The following is a 19,395-nucleotide window of genomic DNA, read 5'->3' as shown; positions in this document are numbered from 1 at the left end:
ATGAGCGGCGTTTCCACCAGGAAAGGATTGTATGATCAATTGGATTGTCGATATTTTGACAAATCTTTAGTAGATAGTGCGGGTATTGGCTCACCATCCATCAACTTTTCGATCATGTCAGAACCCCGGACCTTTGCTTTATTAGAAAACAATCTAGGTATTGGGGACGCATTGTGGTGTTGAAACATGCTGAGCCGTTTCGCCTCATGCATCGCCTCATGGAAATCACCTGAGCTGTGAAACGGTTGATGGATATTCTTGGAAGTATCGCTGGGTTTGTTGTGTTTCTCCCGTTTGCTCTCGTCATTTCAACAATAATAGCGATTGTCGATCCTGGGCCTATTTTTTACAGGCAAGAGCGAATCGGGAAAAACGGTAAAAAGTTTTTATTGTGGAAATTTCGAACGATGCGAGTCCATCAACCTTCAGACGTTGGTCAACTGACTGCAGGCTCAAGAGATCCTAGAATTACCTCGTTTGGCTATTATTTACGGATACTCAAATTAGATGAAGTTCCGCAGTTATGGAACGTCATGAAGGGAGAAATGAGCTTAGTGGGCCCTCGGCCTGAAGTGGAACGATATGTACGATTATACGATGATAGGCAAAAACGGGTTCTTCAACTGCGCCCAGGCTGTACAGATATTTCGGTGATTCGAGGGCATTTCCATGATGATGCTTTACTTGACGACCATCAACATGATCCAGAGCAGTACTATATTAGTACCATTATGCCACGAAAATTAGATCATAATTTGTATTACTTAGAGCACCAGTCCTTATTATTAGATCTAAAAATTTTAACTGGTACGATGATGCTATTGATAGGGATCAGGAAAAATCAATCTGTCATGGAGGGGCATTGAACAAAAGAGAACGAGAAAAGTCCCCACCAATCATTTGTGCGTATATTCCGCATAATGATTCTGTCGTCATTTACAAATTTCTTGAATATAAATAAGCGATGAAGGGGATGACATTTGTGGGGCACTTGATTGGTATAGTACTGTAGAACACTGTTTTTGACTGCTGTGGCAGTTGAATCTATGAATTTTATCTGCGTATAAATGTGTAGATATGATGGATTCCGCTGTAAATGGTGTATTATTTTTACCACGACTTCATTATTTTGGAGATGAAAGGGTATTGAAGTAAATCATGATGCGACTATTTTTTGTCATGTTTATTGGATTCTTTGTTTTCCTCTCAGCCTGTAGTTCGATAGGGACCGGTGTTGAGGTTTTTACTCCGTCTGACTTAGGAGAGAACGGTTTCCCAAGTTTTTCTAAGGGCACAGTGTTGTCCGGAAGCAAAGTCATTCCACATGATGATGAGCAGTATATTATTAGGGCTGGTGATCAACTAAGTATTAAATTCTTTTTCAATCCAGAATTGAATGAGGAAAATTTAATCGTACGTCCTGATGGTCGGATTTCCCTCCAGCTCGTCCACGAAATCGAAGCTGCAAACCTGACGGCTCCGCAACTGACAAGTCTTTTAGAAAAACAATATTCCGGGCAAGTCAAGACCCCGGAGATAGCCGTTATCGTGCGATCGGTCAAGGAGCTCCCTACAGTGTACATTGACGGACAAGTGGAGAGCCCCGGGGTGTTTGAAATCGTTGGCTCTCTCAATGTGCTTCAAGTGGTTGCGCTTGCTCACGGGTTTGACGAAGACACCGCCAAAAAAAGTGAGGTTATTGTCATACGTCGAGATCAACAAGGTCATTCGTTTGTGATTAAGTTAGATCTCACAGCTGCGCTTAGCGGAAAGGACTTGAGTCAAAACATTCAACTTCTTCCAAATGATTTTGTCCATGTTCCAAGGGCGTTTTTTTAAATGAGATCATCAATGATGTTGTTGTCGAATCAGCAAGATACGGTATGTGTTATCTGTCTAATTGAAGTCTTTTTCCTAAGCGAAACCTTTTATTCGAAATGAATTGAGGTTACGATTATGTATATTTTACGGAAACAAATTCGTTGTCCTTATTCTCGGATATCTCAGCTTCGCTCGGCAATGGTGATATTGGCATTGAGTGTCTTTATTTTTCTACTACCTACTCTTGATCAAGGTGACTTTGCCTATGCTGCCTCTGATCTAGAGGTAAACCGTCCAGTAGTGAAGCAGCCCGTTGAACGGTCGAATAAACAAGCTTTTGTGATTATGCAGCAACAGCTTCACGCTTATCGGGAGCAACTGCAGTCGTCGGAGAGTGAGCTGGAAGCGTTTCAGCAGAAACATGGAATTATCTCTCTTGAAACACAAATTGATTTACTCCTTCAGCAACGTAAGGCGTTAGATGACTCGTTGAAGAAAGTGCGTAACATTTCAATGGGATATAAAGAAAAATATGAGTGGGTAAAAGGTCAAATCAGTCTTGTTCCCAAAGAGGTTCCCCTTTCAACAACTAGTAGTGAGCAAGGAGTGATTAGCGCGGCAAAGAATAACTTACTGGGCCTTCAACTCAAAGAGCAACAGTTACTGACCAAATACACGAGTGGGAGTCCTCATGTGCAGGCGGTTCGTGAGGAAATGAATGTGATTGCCCGTTTTATCACAGAGCAAGAAGCGAAGCAGGCGGGGAGTACCACACATGGGAAGAACCCCTTGTATCGTGAAATGGAAATGCAATTATTTCAGACACAGGCAGATTTAATATCCGCCGAAGCTCAAAGTGAAGTCATCGTCAAGCAGATCGCTGAAGTTGATCAAGAGCTTGAACGGTTTAGGGGATTACGGTCTGGCCTTGATGAACTTCGGCGTCAAGTGACGGCTGCTGAATCAAACTATTTGAATTACTTAACCAAGGTGGGTACCACGCCGCCGCAAGACTATCAAGTCCAAGTAGGCGATCAACTCGATTTTAAATTCTTTTTTAATCCAGAATTAAACGAGTCTGTCGAAGTTCGACCTGATGGGCGTATTGCGTTGCAGTTAGTCGGTGAAATCTCGATTGTCGGTTATACTGTGGCACAGATACGAGAGATCTTGATTGAGAAGTATGCAGGACAATTAAAAAATCCAGAGGTTGCCGTGTTACTCCGATCCTCTCATGTTTTAGCTGGAGAGGCGAGTGTTCGTTCATCAGGTCAAGCGAGTCGAGAGCATCATGAAAACTGAATCTGCAGCGGACAAAGAACTACTCCCCTATCCCTTTGGAAGCATTCGAGATATTCTCACGGCTCTCTTCAGGCAAAAAATTAAGATTTTACTTATTTTTGTTGTAACCTTTTCGACGATCATTGGATGGGTTTACTCCAAGGAGACTTTGTATGAAGCCGAAGCAACAATTCTTCTGAAGTTTGGTCGTGAACATATATTCAGGCCAGAAGTTGGAGATGTCGATCAAATTGTGCGGTTTAATGAAATCGCAGCTGTCGAATCAGAACGAAAAATTTTGGAGAGTCGCGATCTCGTACAACGAGCTGTCGAGACAATAGGAGTTCAAAATATTTATCCCGATTTAATTATCTCCAATGAGGAAGTCCAACCCTGGCAAGTGGAAACGGCTTCTTTAAGGTTTTTAGGTAATTTGACGTCCTCTGGAGCAGAGGGGACCAACGTTATTGAAATTGGATTTTCCCATCAAAGCCCTCAAGTCGCGGCTATGGCTTTGAATGTCTTGATTGATGTGCTGCAAGAAAAACACCTCCAAGTATTTAGTGATCCCAAGTCGTCGTTTTTAATTCAGCGGTTAGAAGCCTATCAGAAAAATCTTGAGCAGGCTGAAGATGTGCTACAGGATTTTAAGCGGAAGCATGATCTTGCTTCTCCCCTGGAAGATCAGCAGCGTCGCTTGCTTGATCAGCGTTCTCAATTAGATACCAATAACAAAACGATCAAAAATCAATTACAAGGTTTAGTTGGGAGAATTTCGTCGCTTACCGATCAGATGAAGACTGTATCCAAACGCATTCCGCTTTCGACAACTGAGGGTGGAGGCATGGTCGCCAAAGCCAAGGCAGATTTATTCGCACTCAGGCGACAGGAACAAGGTTTGTTGGCAAGATATACGGAAGCCAGTGGTCCTGTGCAGAATATTCGAGAGGAAATTGAGCTTGTCGAAGAGTTTATCCGAACTCAAAAGAATAGCGAGGGAGACAAAAGTGTTACAAGCGGGAAAAATCCAGTATTTCAGAACCTTGAGGTTGAGCATCTGAAGGCATTATCCGAGTTGAAGACGCTTCAGGCTAGTAATGAAGTCATTGCTCGACAGATTAGCGACCTAGATAAGAAAATACAACGGCTTGATTCACTGCAGGAGGAGTTGATTGGGCTTGATCGCAAGAGGGCGACGGCTGAAGAAAATTATAAATTATACCTTAAGAAAGTTGAAGAAGCCAAAGTCTCTGATGAAATGAATCAACTGAAAATGTCCAATATCAGTGTGATTCAAGCCGCGGATACGCCTCGTAGACCATCAGGTCGTCCCAAAAGTCGTCAGCTGCTCTTCGGCTTCATTTTTAGTACTATTATGAGTTTGGGAATGGCATTTGTGATTGAGTACCTTCAAGGGGGCTATGCGAGGCCGGACCAGGCGGCTGAGGACCTAGGTCTTCCTATTTTGGCTTCCTTTAATCAGAAGGGGTAGAGCTCTCTTTATGTATCTTACCTACTATGGCCTTAATCGCGAAGCATTTCAAATCACACCAGACCCGAGTTTCCTCTACATGAGTTCTAGCCACAAGGAAGCTCTTGGTGCAATCATTTATGGGGTCGAAAAGAGGAAGGGGTTTGTTTCAATTATTGGAGAAGTAGGTGTTGGGAAGACCACAATCCTCCGTGCTTTTCTTGAAGGACATAGCGATTCGAATCAGAAGACTGTGTACATTTTCAATCCAGTCGTTTCATACCGAGCCCTTCTCACGGCTATTTTTAAGGGGCTTGATATTGTTCCTGCTGCAGCTGATGAAGTCGAAATGGTGAATCAACTCCATGAAGTGTTAGTTGAAAACTATAAAACCGGTGGGACCGTTGTCTTGATTATTGATGAAGCGCAAAACATGCCGATTACGACATTGGAGAATCTACGCATGTTATCGAACCTTGAAACGGCAACAGAAAAGTTACTCCAAGTTGTTTTGGTTGGTCAGCCTGAGTTGGAAAGATTACTAGAACAACCGGAGTTACGCCAGTTTCAACAGCGGATTGCCCTTCGAGCTAAAATCTGTCCTCTCACTGAAAAAGAAAGTATGGCATTTATTCTTCATCGAATTGCGGTTGCCTCTACTCCAAGGAACCCGGTATTTACAAGCAAAGCACTTCAGTTGATAGCCCGAAAGGGAAAGGGGATCCCCCGAAGAATAAATATTTTATGTGATAACGCACTGATTACTGGATTTGGGCGACAACTTACCCCCGTTCCTGTGAGTGTGGTGAAAGAAATTCTTGTAGATATTGATGGCACGTCTTCTCTTCCCTTATGGAAGTGGGGCCTTGTGGCTGGCTTTGTTTTGCTTTTAGGATTTGGTGTGCTGTTTTATTGGAAAACATTTAATTTCCAGTTAAATAGCGGGGTTGTCCAGAATGTCAGTCACGAAGTGCCAGGTACTTTTAGCGAATCTAGAAATGCTACCGTTATTTCTCAGCAAGAAGGAGAGCAATTGGGGAATACGACTAGATCCGATAACTCTTTAGATGAGACGCCTCTGGGTCAATTACCGTCGCATATTCGGCAAGAAAGTTTTACGGATGATGTGACCGTTGTAGCTGAAAATAGTCAATCGGTGAAGTCTGGGGTTAGCGTTTCAGAACAAACCAATAGTGAAGACTCAAAGATTCCTGTTTTGGTCAATCGACAAGAAGCCAGTGTTTCTTCATCTCCTCGGTTTCCCCAAAGTATTCAGACTCAATCTGTTCATCGTTCATCCAGTAGAGAAGGCGAGGATGCTTCTGTTCATCATTCCAAAGCAATTTCACTCCCTTCAGAGCAATCTTCAATGGTGAAGCGATTTGTTCAACATGGGGAAAGCTTGAGTCAAATCGCTAGTGAGACCTATGGCTCCGCAAGCCTGGAGTATATTGAGTGGGTCAAACGTCATAATCCCCATATCGTGAATCCAGATATGATTCTCCCAGGTCAATACATTGCATTGCCTGAGTATCCTAAAGTCACGGATTCTCAATGAGTAAAATCTACGACGCATTACAGATTGCTCATGGCGAGCGTTTAACGGCAGCGAAGAATCAAAAGGACGCTCCGACAGTCTTTCTTCCTCCCCTCGTCACACAAGATAGTCAATCTTCTTTTCCCAGGCTCTATCAAAATTCTGAACTTTTGGCTCTATCTCAGAACATTGCAGCACGACTTCCTGACCCAAATAAAAATGTGATTCAGTTTATTGGTTCACGTAGAGGAGAGGGAACATCGACCTTGGTGCGGGAATTAGCAATGGCTTCATCTCAACAGGGAAATAAGCCTGTCTTACTTATTGAGGCTGATCATCTCAGCCCTTGTCAGTATCAGGCATTTGGTGTCAAGTCCAAACCTCCTGTCGATCAGCTATTAGAGGGCAACCATAACCTTGATGGAGTTATTTCTCAAGTTGGCGAACTAAACCTTTTTCTCGCGACTCTTTCTTCAAAAATTCAATCTTCACTTGCAAGACGTAGTTTTTTTGGCCCTACGGATATGTGGAAAGCTGTGAGAGACCAATTTTCCCTTATCCTGATCGATTCATCCCCAGCAAGTGCAACGGCAGATAGTTTCGCTATCTGTGGGACTGTTGATGGTATTGTTTTGGTTGTGGAAGCAGAAAAGACTCGATCGGTTGTGGCGAACAATGTCAAAGATCAAATTCTCATGCGCGAAGGAAATTTATTGGGCATAGTATTTACCAAGCAGAGGCTCTATATCCCAGAATGTCTTTACAAGCTGATGTGATAGGCAATCTCTAAGTAGATCAGGCAATTGATAGGAAACGTAGAAGATGCTCACATCTACTCATGATTTCGCAGTCTCCTTATTAACGACTTAGCAACGATTTCTTGGTGGAACATAAATTTCCCGTTCTTGGTCTTGCAGAACAAAGCATCAGTGTATCGTCAATGATGCACAAATTCATTTCCATGAAAATTTGTCGTGTTCTCTTCATCCGGATTTAGGCTCATCCTCTCCATAAAGAATTGTATAAAGCTGCCGATTTAATTTATGCAATTATTTCGAGTTTCGTCACGTCTTCATTCTTTTAATCAGAAAAGTATCTGTATCTCCGGATTCCTATAGGGACGGGCCCTGATACTTCTTTCCTTTACCTCCGAAGCCTAATTTCCCCAGTTCTCCCTCAATTATGAATCTGACACTTTGCCTAAGATAACATACAGCTTTAGCAGCTTTAGTCTAGATGAGAATAATTACCCAGGTTTTGTTTGGTGCAAGGTGCTGAGAGTTCCCCGCCGTTCGTATGCAGTTTTTTTGTCTGTTCGCGTTGAGTCTGTCGGGTGTTGTCCGGCACAAGTTTTTTTATACGAATTTCTGCTCTGATAATATCCGAAATTATTGAGTGGATTTGTAAAACTTTTTGTCTCAATCATCTCAAGATTTTATTTACACCCCTGTCGAATGAGGTAAAACATCGATTAACCGTATAGGTCGTTGCAATCAGTTATGTGTGAGATTTTAGGTCTATCAGTTTCAGAGGTGGCCGAGGTATTAAATTTGCATGATATGAATCGTGCAAGGCGAGCCTTATTGGATTCCATACTAAATGCTTTGGGTGGTCAATTGAGACTCAAAGAATGGCTTCGGCTCGTAAGCATGATGAGTAGGCCGGCGTCTAAGAACTCGGGTATTCTTAGGATGTGTAAGGGTGCCACACAACTATCGATAGTTTTGGTTATACTCGTTGGCGCAAGCAATACGGCGTTGGATTAACTTTAAGTGTAAATACGTATTTCGTGAATCTGACGGACGTGCGCGGCGACTTTATAAATGATGTTTTTATGTATTAAGTGTGTGTGCGTCGATTGATGGTTCTTCGTGATTTGTCTTCTGAATAGTGTGTCGTTCACTCTATGGTCTGACGAATATTCTTTATTTATGAATAAGCCGCAATATTATGGAACTCTCAATATTGATCTTTTTTGTTAGCCCGAACAAAATTGAGAAAGTCCCATTGTCGCATGACAATAAGTTGTGCAAAAAAATCTCAGATCGTACATCAAAATAGAAGACGTGTCATGAGTAGTCCAAATACACCTCAAGCTACGTTCTAATTGTAGGCTTGCTTGAAGAGCAATAGTCAGAGAGTTGTTTCTTAATGAAGTGTTCTCGTGAATGTCTATGCGTATCATCGTTCTGGAAAGGACGTTGAGGTTATTAAGAAATTTTGAGAAATAGTGTTGGTTTCATTAAATATATGGTGTATTGTATAAGGCTATAGCGAATCCAATTAATTTCTAGTTGACTGATTCAGGCAGTCAGAGCGAAATCATGCACCTCAAGGTCGGAAATTATATGAAACGGCTATAGGCTTATTGATCTTCGGAATGCTGTAGTTTCTAAGCAATACTCAACTGAAAATATACTGACGTTCTTCTTTCCCAAAATTTGTTGGAGGTCCAATTATGGTGTCTTGGCAATGTAAGGGGTCTGAGCTGATAAGTGTGTTGATCGAACAATGGTGTAGTCATGCATTGTTACATGATCAGGGAAGGAATGACCTGGAAGTGAGGGAATGGTGATGAGCATGTTCAGATGTCAGTATGTAAAGTTGACTCTCGTTATTGCCTGCGTCTCATTGTTCCAGATTCCGGTCCCACTGTTTGCTACGCTTACACTTCATTCTTCTCTCAGTGTGACCGAAACATATACAGATAACCTCTTTTTTGAAAGTAAGAAAAATAAACGCGATGATTTTGGAACGTTTGTGATTCCATCGCTGACTCTCTCATATGAAAGTCCAGACGTGGTGTTGTCTGGGACCTATGCGGGGGTGGCTCAATTTTATGTGAATCATCCTGATGCCAATGCCTATTCTCACAGATCAAGGATTGGGATTGACCTTCCGTTTTTAACCAAGCGGTATAAAGGTCTTGAAGTCCGGTTGATTGAATCATTTAACTTTGCTCCGGCCTTACAAGGATATTCGTTTGATGGTGATCAAGCTAATCAGGATTCTCCGCTGCCGGGTCAGGCTGGGCAAGGAGGACGTGTTGGTGGCGGCGGCGGATTTGGGGGTGGCGGATTTGGAGGCGGTGGACTGGGTGGCGGGGGGATTGCTGGGACCAGCTCTCCGATAGGGAATCAAGGGGTGTTCACCGGCCGAGGGACTGGGAGTAATTCGTTTCAAAATCGTGCTGGATTCATTGTGAGATATCAAATGTCACCACGTTGGGTCCCGAATGTAAGTTATCTTAATCGCTATACGACGTTCACTGATCCAGATTTAAATGATTCGCTGACTCATACCATGGGCGCAGGAACAAGTTATATTGTATCTCCCAGAACGAGACTGAACATGAATTATCGAGCAAACATTAGCGATATTCGACGTGGAGAGACCGTCGTGACCCACAGTGTGACAGCAGGGGTCGGCCACACGTTGACCCCAACGGTTAACTTCAGAGTGAGGGCGGGTGCTTCATACACGGAATCTGCTGACAGGATTACCTTTACCTCAAGTGCGAATATCACTAAAAGCTTTGAAGCTGGCTTGTTCGGGTTGAGTTACTTTCAAGGCGTCACCCCTGGTGGTGGTTTGGCCACTTCTGGCGTACTGACTCAACGCGGCACGGCAACTTGGTCGTATCCGCTGACTGAGCGAGTGAGTGGATTCCTTGCAGGCGGTGTGGCAAAAAATAAGTCATTATCCGGGAATGAGGTCGATGTGACGAGTTATCAAGGTCAAGTCGGGTTTAGTGCCTTACTGCTGCCATGGCTGAGCGGAAATATTTCGTACAGTTACATTAAGCAGAATTCAGATGGCTCCGCCACGGCATCGAGAACGGCCACAGTGAATCAAGGATTTATTGGCCTGACCGCCAGACTTCCTGATTGGCGCATTATGAGATAGGGATGACTGCGTGATGAGAAAACGACCGGCACTCTCCGTTATTGTTCCAGTCTATAACGAACAAGAAAGCACGCCTCAGCTTTTTAGCAAGATCGTCTCAGCCTGTGATTCGTTAGGTGATCCATATGAAATCATTTTTATTGATGATGGAAGTCAGGATCAGACCCCTCACGTGCTGGAGCAGTTACATCAAAAACATTCGTGTGTTCGCGTCATAGAATTCAGGAAAAATTATGGTCAAACCCTGGCGATGGCAGCCGGGTTTCGTGCGGCGCAGGGTGAATTTGTGGTGAGTATGGACGGCGATTTACAGAATGATCCGAAAGATATTCCAAGACTGCTGGATAAACTAAAGGAGGGTTATGGCGTTGTCTGTGGCTGGCGTAAGGATCGAAAGGATAAATTGGTCTCACGCCGGATCCCTTCCCAAATTGCCAATTGGATTATTGGGAAAATTACCGGTGTTCCCATTCATGATAATGGCTGTTCTCTCAAGGCCTATCGCCGAAGAGTAGTCAAGCAATTACCTTTGTATGCCGACTTTCATCGGTTCATTCCCGCAATGTCGACCCTTGGAGGTGCGAAAGTCACTGAAGTGATTGTGACGCATCATGCGAGGCAGTATGGGAGCAGTAAATATGGAATTTCACGCGCCTGGCGTGTCTTTTTGGATTTGTTTGTAGTGAGTTTGATTGTTCGATGTTCATCACGACCGGCTCTTTGGTTTGCACGGGCAAGTGGTGTGGCATTTATTGCCGGCTTGGCGTGCCTGGTTGTTTTTGTGGCCCATGATATTTCAGGCATTGTCCTTCCATCTGTCGCGTTTATGCTCTTGGCGTTAACTGGTCATTTGATGGCACTTGGCGTGTTGGGTGAAATGGTTTTGTCGACTGGAGATTATTGTCCTGAACGTATGATGAGCGGGAGCATTATCACAAAGACGTAAAGTTTACGTGCAACGATACGCGAATGTAGATTTGTATTGTATGGATCCACTGGGATCGTGATTAAAGCGAAATTCTCATATGGCATTAGCATCCATGAGTTTATCTAGCACTGACACGGGGCTGACTGCACACGAGTCATCTCAGCGACGACCCTCAATTTCGATTGTTGTGCCTGTGGTCGAGCGGTCTCATGATGTGGAAGCGGTCTATCAGGCCTACTCATCGATTCTTGAGCGGTTACAGCTGACCTTCGAATTTATCTTCGTCATTGATGGAGGAGAGCGTAGCGTGATGCATACGCTCGAGAGCATTCAGAGCGAACAATCCCCCCTGAAGATTGTTCCGTTACCCTACTACTTTGGAGAATCCATGGCATTGGCTGTGGGATTTGAGCAAGCAATGGGAGAAACGATTGTCACATTGCCCGCGTATTTTCAAACAGTTCCTGAAGGTCTTGAGAACGTGCTGAAACTTGTCGATGAGGGTTATGACTTGGTGGTCACGCGGCGATGGCCACGAATTGATACATGGTTGAATCGTCTACAAACACGGACGTTTCATTCGCTCGCTAATCGATTGACCGGTCTTGCGCTCAACGATCTGGGGTCCGGACTTCGCGCGATGAAAAAACAGGTTGCCCAAGAGGTTTCCATCTATGGCGATCTCCATCGTTTTCTTCCACTGCTTGCCCATCAAAAGGGTTTTCGGCTCATTGAAGTCGATATTCCTCAACATCCAGCACAAAGTCAGTCTCGCCTCTATCGACCAGGTGTGTATCTCAGACGCATCTTGGATCTTCTTACCGTCGTCTTTCTTTTTAAATTTACGAAAAAACCCTTGCGATTTTTTGGTTTGATTGGAAGCGGGCTATTTGCCACTGGATTCTGCGTTTCGGCGTTGTTAGCCCTAGAACGCTTGCTGGGAGTGACCGCGTTGTCCGATCGCCCACTATTGATTTTAGGAGTGTTACTCATGGTGTTAGGGGTCCAAGTCGGATCGATTGGACTCCTTGGGGAAATCATTATTTTTACCCATGCTCGAAAATTGAAAGAGTACACCATTCGAAGGTTCTTGCGGTAATTCACCCGTTTTCTCGTCGTGACAACGCATCGCCATATTTCGTAGGACTTACATGCCCATGGACGTCAATGCGTATACGCCCCAGAATCAAGGTCGATGGGATGATTTTGTCGCCCTTTCGCCGGCAGGTACGTTTTTTCATACCAGTCGGTGGAAAGCCGTGATTGAAAAAGTATTTGGCTATCAGTCCGTGTATTATTTGGCTGAACACGAGGGCGCGATCAAGGGAGTTCTTCCGCTATTTTTAGTGAAAAAGCCACTGCGTGGACAGGTGCTGATTTCTGTTCCATTTGGTGTCTATGGTGGGATTTGTGCTGATTCTCCTGAAGTGATTGCATGCTTGAGGGCACGAGGGGAGAGTCTTGCACGAGAATTGAGCGTTGATTTTCTTGAGCTGCGTCATGTGAATGCCGGTGGCATTGATCTTCCGATTAAAGAATTGTATTACAGTTTTTCCCGTGAGATTTTTGATGGGGAAGAGAAGAATATGATGGCTATTCCCCGGAAACAGCGTCGGATGGTTCGCCAGGGTATCAACCATCAACTGGAATCAAAAATAGGAGGAAAAGAATTCCTCAAAGAATTTTATATGATCTATACGACGAGCTTGAGAAATCTGGGCACCCCGGCGTTTCCTTATCGTTTCTTTGAGGTATTATTGGAGGAGTTGGGAGAACAATGTAAAATATTAACGGTCTGGCATCAGAACCAGATGGCTGCTGCCGTGATGACGTTCTGTTATAAAGATCAGCTGTTGCCGTATTATGGGGGAGGGCTTTCCCAATTTCTTCGATATGCCGTCTATGACTTTATGTATTGGGAGTTGATGCGTTATGGCTGGGAGCATGGGTACAAAGTCTTTGACTTTGGTCGGAGTAAGCAAGGGACAGGAGCGTATGACTTTAAACGCCATTGGGGGTTTGAGCCCAAACCGCTTCAGTACCAATACTATCTTCCTCAAGGGGGAGAGATTCCGAATGTTTCTCCGACCAATCCAAAGTTTCAGCCATTCATCTCCCTTTGGAAAAAAATGCCCCTTCCTGTGGCAAATTTCATTGGGCCGCACGTCATTAAGTATCTTCCCTAAAGGTCCGAAAGATCAGAAGAAACAGGGGAGCATTGTTCTGCTCCTGTATTTCGTGATTGTCCCGATCTCTCTTGGGCTGTGATGCCTGACAGTCCAACACTTTTTCATGAACATTCTGTATCTTGCCCATCGAATTCCTTTTCCCCCGAACAAAGGCGATAAAATTCGGTCTTACCATCAAATTCAGTATTTATCTAAGTCCCATGATATCTATCTCGCCTGTTTAGTTGATGATGTTGAGGATCTTCAGTATGTCGATGAGTTGAAGAAGTATTGTCGAGTGGTTGAAGCCGTGAACGAACCATATTTGAAGAGAGTTTGGCGTACAGGAGTAGCTCTGGTCAGTGGACAGGCCTTAACAGTCGGAGCCTTTTACTCGCACAAGTTGCAACAAAAGATTGAGGCCATACTTCAGTCCGTCAAAATTGATCGCATTATCGTGTTCTCCTCGCCGATGGCGAAATACGTTCGTCAGGTCAACTCGACACCAAAGTTGATGGATTTTGTTGACGTCGATTCTGAAAAATGGCGTGAGTATTCCGTGTATCAAAAGTTTCCTCTTTCGTTACTCTATCGCTTGGAAGCGTATCGACTTGGTTGCTATGAAAAAGCAATTGCTGAAGAATTTGAGCAATCAGTATTTATTTCTGTTGAAGAAGCCAATGTCTTCCGTCGTCGTGTCAAGGATTGTCCTGTCAGAGTTGTCCCAAATGGTGTGGATATGGAATTCTTTCAACCCCATCGTTGCGCAGAGACCCAGATTTCTCCAAATGGCACGATTGTGTTTACAGCGGCCATGGACTATTTCCCGAATATTGACGCGGCTCAGTTTTTCTGCAGAGATATTTTCCCAAGAATTTGCGAATTATTCCCTCAGGTTCGTTTTGATATTGTTGGACGAAAGCCGAACCCAAAAGTTCTTCGATTGGCACGTCTCGGGCATGTCAATGTGACTGGGACAGTTCCTGATGTTCGGCCGTATCTTGAGACGGCATCAGTGGCGGTTGTGCCATTACGAATAGCCAGAGGTGTACAAAATAAAATCCTTGAAGCCATGGCAATGGGACTGCCCGTTGTTGGTACCTCTAATGCGTTTCAAGGTATCTCGGTGTGTCAGGAGAATGGTATTCGAATTGCGGACGATCCAATTCAATTCGCGGATGCGGTTGTCAATTTCCTTCATGATCCGTTTTTACGCTCAGCGTGTGGGATACGTGCACGAGAGTTTGTCAAAAAGTGTGGAAGTTGGGAAGATTGCGGGGCCGAGCTGGATCGATTAGTCCATAGTATGAGTTGACGGTCCCAGTTTCTTCTGGTCGGATTTGTGGCAGAAGATCTATCCATTTATGTGTGTTGTACGGTATGTCCATCAAGCCTGAATTGCCGCAAGGCGTTGGTCACGATGAATTACCTCCAGTGGTGCTCCACCTGGTATTTCGTTTGGCCATGGGGGGATTAGAAAACGGGTTGGTCAATCTGATTAATCACATGCCTGTGGATCGTTATCGTCATGTCATTGTGTGTTTGACAGATTTTACAGATTTTCGAGATCGGATCACTCGAGCTGATGTTAAGGTGGTAGCCATTCACAAGAAAAGCGGGAAGGATTGGGGATCGTACGTGCGGATATGGAACGTATTGAAAGACGTGAACCCGACCATTCTTCATACACGTAATTTACCGACGATGGAGTATGCCATCGTTGGGACGCTGGCAGGTGTTCCCTGTCGTATTCATGGAGAGCATGGTCGAGATATTCATGATCAGTATGGAGTCAGTCTGAAATTTCGATGGTTTCGTAAGTTTGTTGCTCTATGGATTCAACATTTCATCACCGTCAGTGAAGATCTTGCGCAATGGTGTCGATCGAGCATTGGTATCAACGGCCGTCGCATCAGTCAAATTTATAATGGTGTGGATATTCAACGATTTCATCCTCGACACGACGCACGACCGGAAATTTTCCCAAGCGGGTTTGCTTCCTCCAATCAGTTTATCATTGGAACAATAGGACGACAACAAAAGGTTAAAGATCAAACGACTTTGGTGCAGGCCTTTATCCATCTTCGTGAACATTTTCCAGACAGCGCAGAGCATGTGCGATTAGTGCTCGTGGGAGACGGACCCCTCCGTGCTGACATTCAACAGCTGTTGGAAAAAAGTGGAATAGTCGAATATGTGTGGATGTCGGGAGAGCGACAGGATATTCCAGACCTTCTCCGATCATTTGATCTTTTTGTCCTCCCTTCTGAGGCTGAGGGAATTTCCAATACGATTTTGGAGGCAATGGCCAGTGGATTACCCGTGCTCGCAACGGCCGTGGGTGGGAATGCCGAATTAGTGATTGATGGGGATACGGGTTCCTTGGTGCCTCCGAAAGATCCTCGTGCGATGGCCGAAGCTATGGTGAGATATGTGAAAGATAAAGAATTGGTTCGAACGCATGGAAGGGCTGGTCGTGTTTTATCTGAACGCCGTTTCAGTCTTGAGGCGATGGTGAACGGATATTTGGGTGTATATGATGCGGCACTTGGTCGATTGTCTCACGATACATCATCATAGCTTTATGGTCGGACGCATGAATACGCCATAGGCTAGTGTCATGAATGTATGTGAAGGAAGGATGTGTTGAACGATGTGCGGAATCTGTGGTGTGTTTAATGTTGGGACCGGAGCTCCGGTTCCTGTGTCGTTATTGAAAACGATGGCTGACACGATCGTTCATCGTGGGCCGGATGAAGAGGGGTTTTATTCTGTAGGTCCGGTTGGTTTGGCGCATCGTCGTTTATCCATCATCGATTTGGAAGGTGGTCAGCAACCTCAGACCAATGAAGATCAGTCAGTTTGGGTGGTGTTCAATGGTGAAATCTATAATTTTCAGGAATTACGAGATTTTTTGTTGAAAAAAGGTCATACGTTTAAGACGCGATCTGATACGGAAGTCATTGTGCATTTATATGAAGAAAAGGGCGAAGACTGTTTTAAAGATTTACGGGGGATGTTTGCGATCGCTATTTGGGATAGTCGTCAGCGTCAACTTCTGTTGGCAAGAGATCGTGTAGGAAAAAAACCATTGTTTTATGCATATAATGAATCACGGGTGGTGTTTGGGTCAGAAATGAAGGCTGTCCTGGCAGCACCTGATGTCTCGCGGGACGTCGACCTCGAAGCTCTTTCTGACTATTTCTCTTTGCTCTATGTGCCCGCACCAAAGTCTATCTTTACGTCAGTTCGCAAAGTCCTCTCTGGTCACTATGTGGTGATTTCAGAGCGTGGTCTACGAGATGAAGAGTATTGGGATATTGATTTTTCTCGAACGGTCGTGAAATCGGAACGTGAATGGTGCGAGGAACTCATGGAAGCCTATCATGAGGCTGTTCAGCTACGGTTGATTAGTGAAGTTCCGTTAGGGGCATTTTTGTCAGGTGGTATTGATTCTTCGTCAGTCGTGGCACTGATGAGTCAGATTACCGGGAAGCCAGTCATTACCACTTCGATTGGATTTGAAGAAAAAGAGTTCGATGAGTTGGAGTATGCGAGGCAAGTGGCTACGCAATTTGGTGCTCAGCATTTTGAGCAAGTTGTTCGTCCTGATGCTGTCGGGATCACAGAAAAACTTGCGTGGTATTATGATGAGCCGTTTGCCGATTCTTCGGCCATACCGACCTATTATGTCTCGAAGTTAGCACGGGAACATGTCACGGTCGCGCTATCGGGAGATGGTGGGGATGAGTTGTTCGCGGGATATCGACGTTATGTCTTCGACAACCGTGAAGAACAATTGCGGTCATTCCTCCCTTCATGGTTTCGCCGTGGGGTATTTGGTCCATTGGCCTCGTTGTATCCTAAGGCTGATTGGGCGCCGCGAGTATTCCGCGGGAAAGCGACGTTTGAGAATTTATCCAGGTCTCACATTGAAGCGTATTTTCGCTCCATTTCAGCCGTCCGGCCTGAAGTGAAACAGCAACTTCTTCATCGGCAAGTCCAAGAGTCTCTCGGTTCGTATGATACGGTGAATGTTCTTCGGTCGTATTATGAGAAAGCCCATGGCGCTGACCCGATCGCTCGGATTTTGTATGTGGATGTCAAAACGTATATGACCGATGATATTTTAGCCAAAGTCGATCGCGCGAGTATGGCCCATTCGTTGGAGGTTCGGGCGCCTCTTCTGGATCATCCCTTTATGGAATTGGCCGCGAGGATCCCCGCTTCTTTCAAGCTTCAGGGCACGACGGGTAAGCATATCTTTAAAAAAGCCTTGGAAGGGACATTAAGTCATGACATTCTGTATCGAAATAAAATGGGCTTTGCCGTTCCCTTGGAACGATGGTTTCGAGTTGAATTAAAAGACATTGCCCACGACATGTTATTTCAGGATAAGGGGCATCCATTTTTGAATATGGACACAGTAGGGAAACTTTGGAAGGAGCATCAGTCAGGTTTACGAAATCGAGCAACAGAATTGTGGACGGTTTTGATGTTTCGTATGTGGGAGCGTCAATTTCTCTCATAAGTCTTCCCCAGGCTTCTTTGCGCACTGAGTATTCGCACTGAAGCCATCCTTTTCCTTATAGCCGTATCCAATAACTTTCGATATTTGAGGCGCATTATTTCGCTTGGCTGTCTGATAGCCGATTCAGTTATACCGAAATGTTAAAGCGCCAATTTGTATCACATTGAGAGCCAATACGTGAGATCACACGTCAATCATGCTCAATACCTCCAAGCGGGTATAACCTTCCACTGTTTGATGTGGGTCATGACGCTGGGTTACTTGGATACCTGTAATCGTGGTGTCAAAATGATTCCGTCGTCTCGATAGATTGCTCATCAGATACGTGTGATTTTGTGAATGATCGTATCCAAGGGTTGGTTCGACTTGACTTGGACACCTTTCAAGAAAACGTCGGAAGGGTTATTCAAAGGCTCTTGTTAAAGGCATGTCAAAAACTCGCGTTCTTCCGGACTATTGTGTCCAAGCATACCGACTTCTCATGAATGGGATTCGTTATAACCTATGAAGATTTTAGTGTTTACGGGTTTATATCCGAATAACGTCTGGCCCAATCATGGCATTTTTATTCATCAGCGCATGGCTGAGGTTGCGAAGTTGCCTCAATATGACATGCGAGTCGTCGTACCGGTTCCCTATTATCCTCCAATTCCGATGGGGTGGAGGGCTGCGTATCGAAAGATTGTTTCGAGCCAAATAGTGGATGGCATACAGGTTGATTACCCAAGATATTTCATGATACCCAAGATGGCCATGGTGTTACAGGGTGTTATGTTGTTTTGCTCTGTCTTACCCTTTGTGTTAAGGCTCAGAAAGTCCTTTCCGTTTGAGGTCATTGATGCCCATTATGTCTATCCAGATGGATTGGCTGCTGTGTTGTTAGGGTGGTGGTTGCAGGTTCCAGTTGTGGTGTCAGCAAGAGGCAGCGACCTCAATGTATTTGAGCAGCTCCCCATCATTCGGCGAATCATCCAGTGGACACTTGGTCGAGCCAGGGCTGTGATTACCGTTTCTCAAGCGCTGAAAGATGTTACAGTACGGTTAGGCATACCGTCCGATAAAGTGACAGTGATTCCCAATGGTGTGAATTCGGAAAAATTTTCTCCCATGCCCAAGGTTGATGCTCGCCAAAAATTGGGATTGCCGGTTGGTAAAAGAAAGGTTCTTGTCTCTGTGGGACATTTAACCCCGAATAAGGGTTTTGATCTTCTTATCAAGACATTGAAAAGACTTTCCGAAAAGTCTTATGAAACCACACCTTTATTAATCATTGTTGGAGGTGGGGCCTATAGTAAGGTCTTGGAGCGACTGACAGAAGACTTGGGCGTGACCCAGTGGGTCAGGCTCGTCGGAGCCACGCCTCATGATCAGTTGATCTGGTATTACAACGCAGCGGATATTGTCTGTTTGTTGAGTGAGAGAGAGGGGTGGCCGAATGTCATCCTTGAAGCCTTAGCCTGTGGTCGACCTGTCGTAGCGACACAAGTCGGTGGAATTCCTGAAATTTTGACTTCACCACAAGTCGGGAGATTAGTTGAACGAGAGGTTGAACCCCTCACGCAATGTTTGGAGCAGGCCTTACAACAAGAGTGGAATGTTTCGAAGATTGTGGAGCATGCCAAAGCCTTTAGTTGGCCACGAACGGCTCGTTCGGTGGGCGAGGTGTTGAATGCTGTGGTTTCTCAGGAGAAGGTTGCGAATGCCTGTGTCAAATCATCATGATGATCGATGATTGAAATGTTGGGAAGGAAT

14 protein-coding genes are annotated in these 19,395 nt (G+C 44.7%); all 14 read left to right on the top strand.

Annotated features, from left to right (window positions below):
• Nucleotides 1–236: 236 nt before the first annotated feature.
• The 14 genes from ACWQXP_RS22450 (at nt 237) to ACWQXP_RS22385 (ending at nt 19,365) form a co-directional block, all read left to right on the top strand.
• A complete protein-coding gene (locus ACWQXP_RS22450) occupies nt 237–866 on the top strand; it encodes a sugar transferase (RefSeq protein ID WP_454065117.1) in 630 nt (209 codons plus the stop codon).
• A 292-nt stretch (nt 867–1,158) separates the two neighbouring features.
• A complete protein-coding gene (locus tag ACWQXP_RS22445; RefSeq protein ID WP_454065116.1) occupies nt 1,159–1,839 on the top strand; it encodes a polysaccharide biosynthesis/export family protein in 681 nt (226 codons plus the stop codon).
• Between the two features lie 117 nt (nt 1,840–1,956).
• A complete protein-coding gene (locus tag ACWQXP_RS22440; protein WP_454065115.1) occupies nt 1,957–3,123 on the top strand; it encodes a polysaccharide biosynthesis/export family protein in 1,167 nt (388 codons plus the stop codon).
• Complete coding sequence (locus ACWQXP_RS22435) at nt 3,113–4,594, top strand: GumC family protein (RefSeq protein WP_454065114.1); 1,482 nt, start codon at nt 3,113–3,115, stop codon at nt 4,592–4,594. Before ACWQXP_RS22440 ends, ACWQXP_RS22435 begins: the two co-directional genes overlap by 11 nt.
• A 10-nt stretch (nt 4,595–4,604) precedes the next feature.
• Nucleotides 4,605–6,131 carry an AAA family ATPase gene (locus ACWQXP_RS22430; RefSeq protein ID WP_454065113.1) on the top strand — a complete coding sequence of 509 codons (1,527 nt, stop codon included), beginning with the start codon at nt 4,605–4,607 and terminating at the stop codon, nt 6,129–6,131.
• The gene (locus tag ACWQXP_RS22425) at nt 6,128–6,886 is read left to right on the top strand and encodes a hypothetical protein (RefSeq protein ID WP_454065112.1); all 759 of its coding nucleotides are present in this window, start codon (nt 6,128–6,130) and stop codon (nt 6,884–6,886) included. The genes ACWQXP_RS22430 and ACWQXP_RS22425 overlap by 4 nt, the downstream gene beginning before the upstream one ends.
• A gap of 1,798 nt (nt 6,887–8,684) precedes the next feature.
• Entirely contained in the window at nt 8,685–10,016 is a 1,332-nt protein-coding gene (locus tag ACWQXP_RS22420) for a hypothetical protein (protein ID WP_454065111.1), read from the top strand.
• 13 nt (nt 10,017–10,029) lie between these two features.
• Nucleotides 10,030–10,962, top strand: coding sequence for a glycosyltransferase family 2 protein (locus tag ACWQXP_RS22415; protein WP_454065110.1), 933 nt, complete (start codon nt 10,030–10,032; stop codon nt 10,960–10,962).
• A 94-nt stretch (nt 10,963–11,056) separates the two neighbouring features.
• Nucleotides 11,057–12,043, top strand: coding sequence for a glycosyltransferase (locus ACWQXP_RS22410; protein WP_454065109.1), 987 nt, complete (start codon nt 11,057–11,059; stop codon nt 12,041–12,043).
• 52 nt (nt 12,044–12,095) lie between these two features.
• A complete protein-coding gene (locus tag ACWQXP_RS22405) occupies nt 12,096–13,130 on the top strand; it encodes a FemAB family XrtA/PEP-CTERM system-associated protein (protein WP_454065108.1) in 1,035 nt (344 codons plus the stop codon).
• A 106-nt stretch (nt 13,131–13,236) separates the two neighbouring features.
• On the top strand, nt 13,237–14,427 hold the full coding sequence (locus ACWQXP_RS22400) for a TIGR03087 family PEP-CTERM/XrtA system glycosyltransferase (RefSeq protein WP_454065107.1): 1,191 nt from the start codon (nt 13,237–13,239) through the stop codon (nt 14,425–14,427).
• A gap of 65 nt (nt 14,428–14,492) precedes the next feature.
• Complete coding sequence (locus ACWQXP_RS22395; protein WP_454065106.1) at nt 14,493–15,692, top strand: TIGR03088 family PEP-CTERM/XrtA system glycosyltransferase; 1,200 nt, start codon at nt 14,493–14,495, stop codon at nt 15,690–15,692.
• 73 nt (nt 15,693–15,765) lie between these two features.
• Complete coding sequence (gene asnB / locus ACWQXP_RS22390) at nt 15,766–17,643, top strand: asparagine synthase (glutamine-hydrolyzing) (RefSeq protein WP_454065105.1); 1,878 nt, start codon at nt 15,766–15,768, stop codon at nt 17,641–17,643.
• Between the two features lie 504 nt (nt 17,644–18,147).
• Nucleotides 18,148–19,365, top strand: coding sequence for a glycosyltransferase family 4 protein (locus tag ACWQXP_RS22385; RefSeq protein ID WP_454065104.1), 1,218 nt, complete (start codon nt 18,148–18,150; stop codon nt 19,363–19,365).
• Nucleotides 19,366–19,395: the final 30 nt, after the last annotated feature.

The organism is Candidatus Nitrospira salsa (assembly GCF_965152625.1).
The sequence above is the reverse complement of the archived record's forward strand: the minus strand, read 5'-3'. Positions and strand labels throughout refer to the sequence as shown.

Coding starts and splice junctions, on each gene's coding strand:
- ACWQXP_RS22445 (WP_454065116.1), top strand. CDS start 1,159: ATGATGCGACTATTTTTTGTCATGTTTATTGGATTCTTTGTTTTCCTC.
- ACWQXP_RS22440 (WP_454065115.1), top strand. CDS start 1,957: ATGTATATTTTACGGAAACAAATTCGTTGTCCTTATTCTCGGATATCT.
- ACWQXP_RS22435 (WP_454065114.1), top strand. CDS start 3,113: ATGAAAACTGAATCTGCAGCGGACAAAGAACTACTCCCCTATCCCTTT.
- ACWQXP_RS22430 (WP_454065113.1), top strand. CDS start 4,605: ATGTATCTTACCTACTATGGCCTTAATCGCGAAGCATTTCAAATCACA.
- ACWQXP_RS22425 (WP_454065112.1), top strand. CDS start 6,128: ATGAGTAAAATCTACGACGCATTACAGATTGCTCATGGCGAGCGTTTA.
- ACWQXP_RS22420 (WP_454065111.1), top strand. CDS start 8,685: ATGAGCATGTTCAGATGTCAGTATGTAAAGTTGACTCTCGTTATTGCC.
- ACWQXP_RS22415 (WP_454065110.1), top strand. CDS start 10,030: ATGAGAAAACGACCGGCACTCTCCGTTATTGTTCCAGTCTATAACGAA.
- ACWQXP_RS22410 (WP_454065109.1), top strand. CDS start 11,057: ATGAGTTTATCTAGCACTGACACGGGGCTGACTGCACACGAGTCATCT.
- ACWQXP_RS22405 (WP_454065108.1), top strand. CDS start 12,096: ATGCCCATGGACGTCAATGCGTATACGCCCCAGAATCAAGGTCGATGG.
- ACWQXP_RS22400 (WP_454065107.1), top strand. CDS start 13,237: ATGAACATTCTGTATCTTGCCCATCGAATTCCTTTTCCCCCGAACAAA.
- ACWQXP_RS22395 (WP_454065106.1), top strand. CDS start 14,493: ATGTCCATCAAGCCTGAATTGCCGCAAGGCGTTGGTCACGATGAATTA.
- asnB (WP_454065105.1), top strand. CDS start 15,766: ATGTGCGGAATCTGTGGTGTGTTTAATGTTGGGACCGGAGCTCCGGTT.
- ACWQXP_RS22385 (WP_454065104.1), top strand. CDS start 18,148: ATGAAGATTTTAGTGTTTACGGGTTTATATCCGAATAACGTCTGGCCC.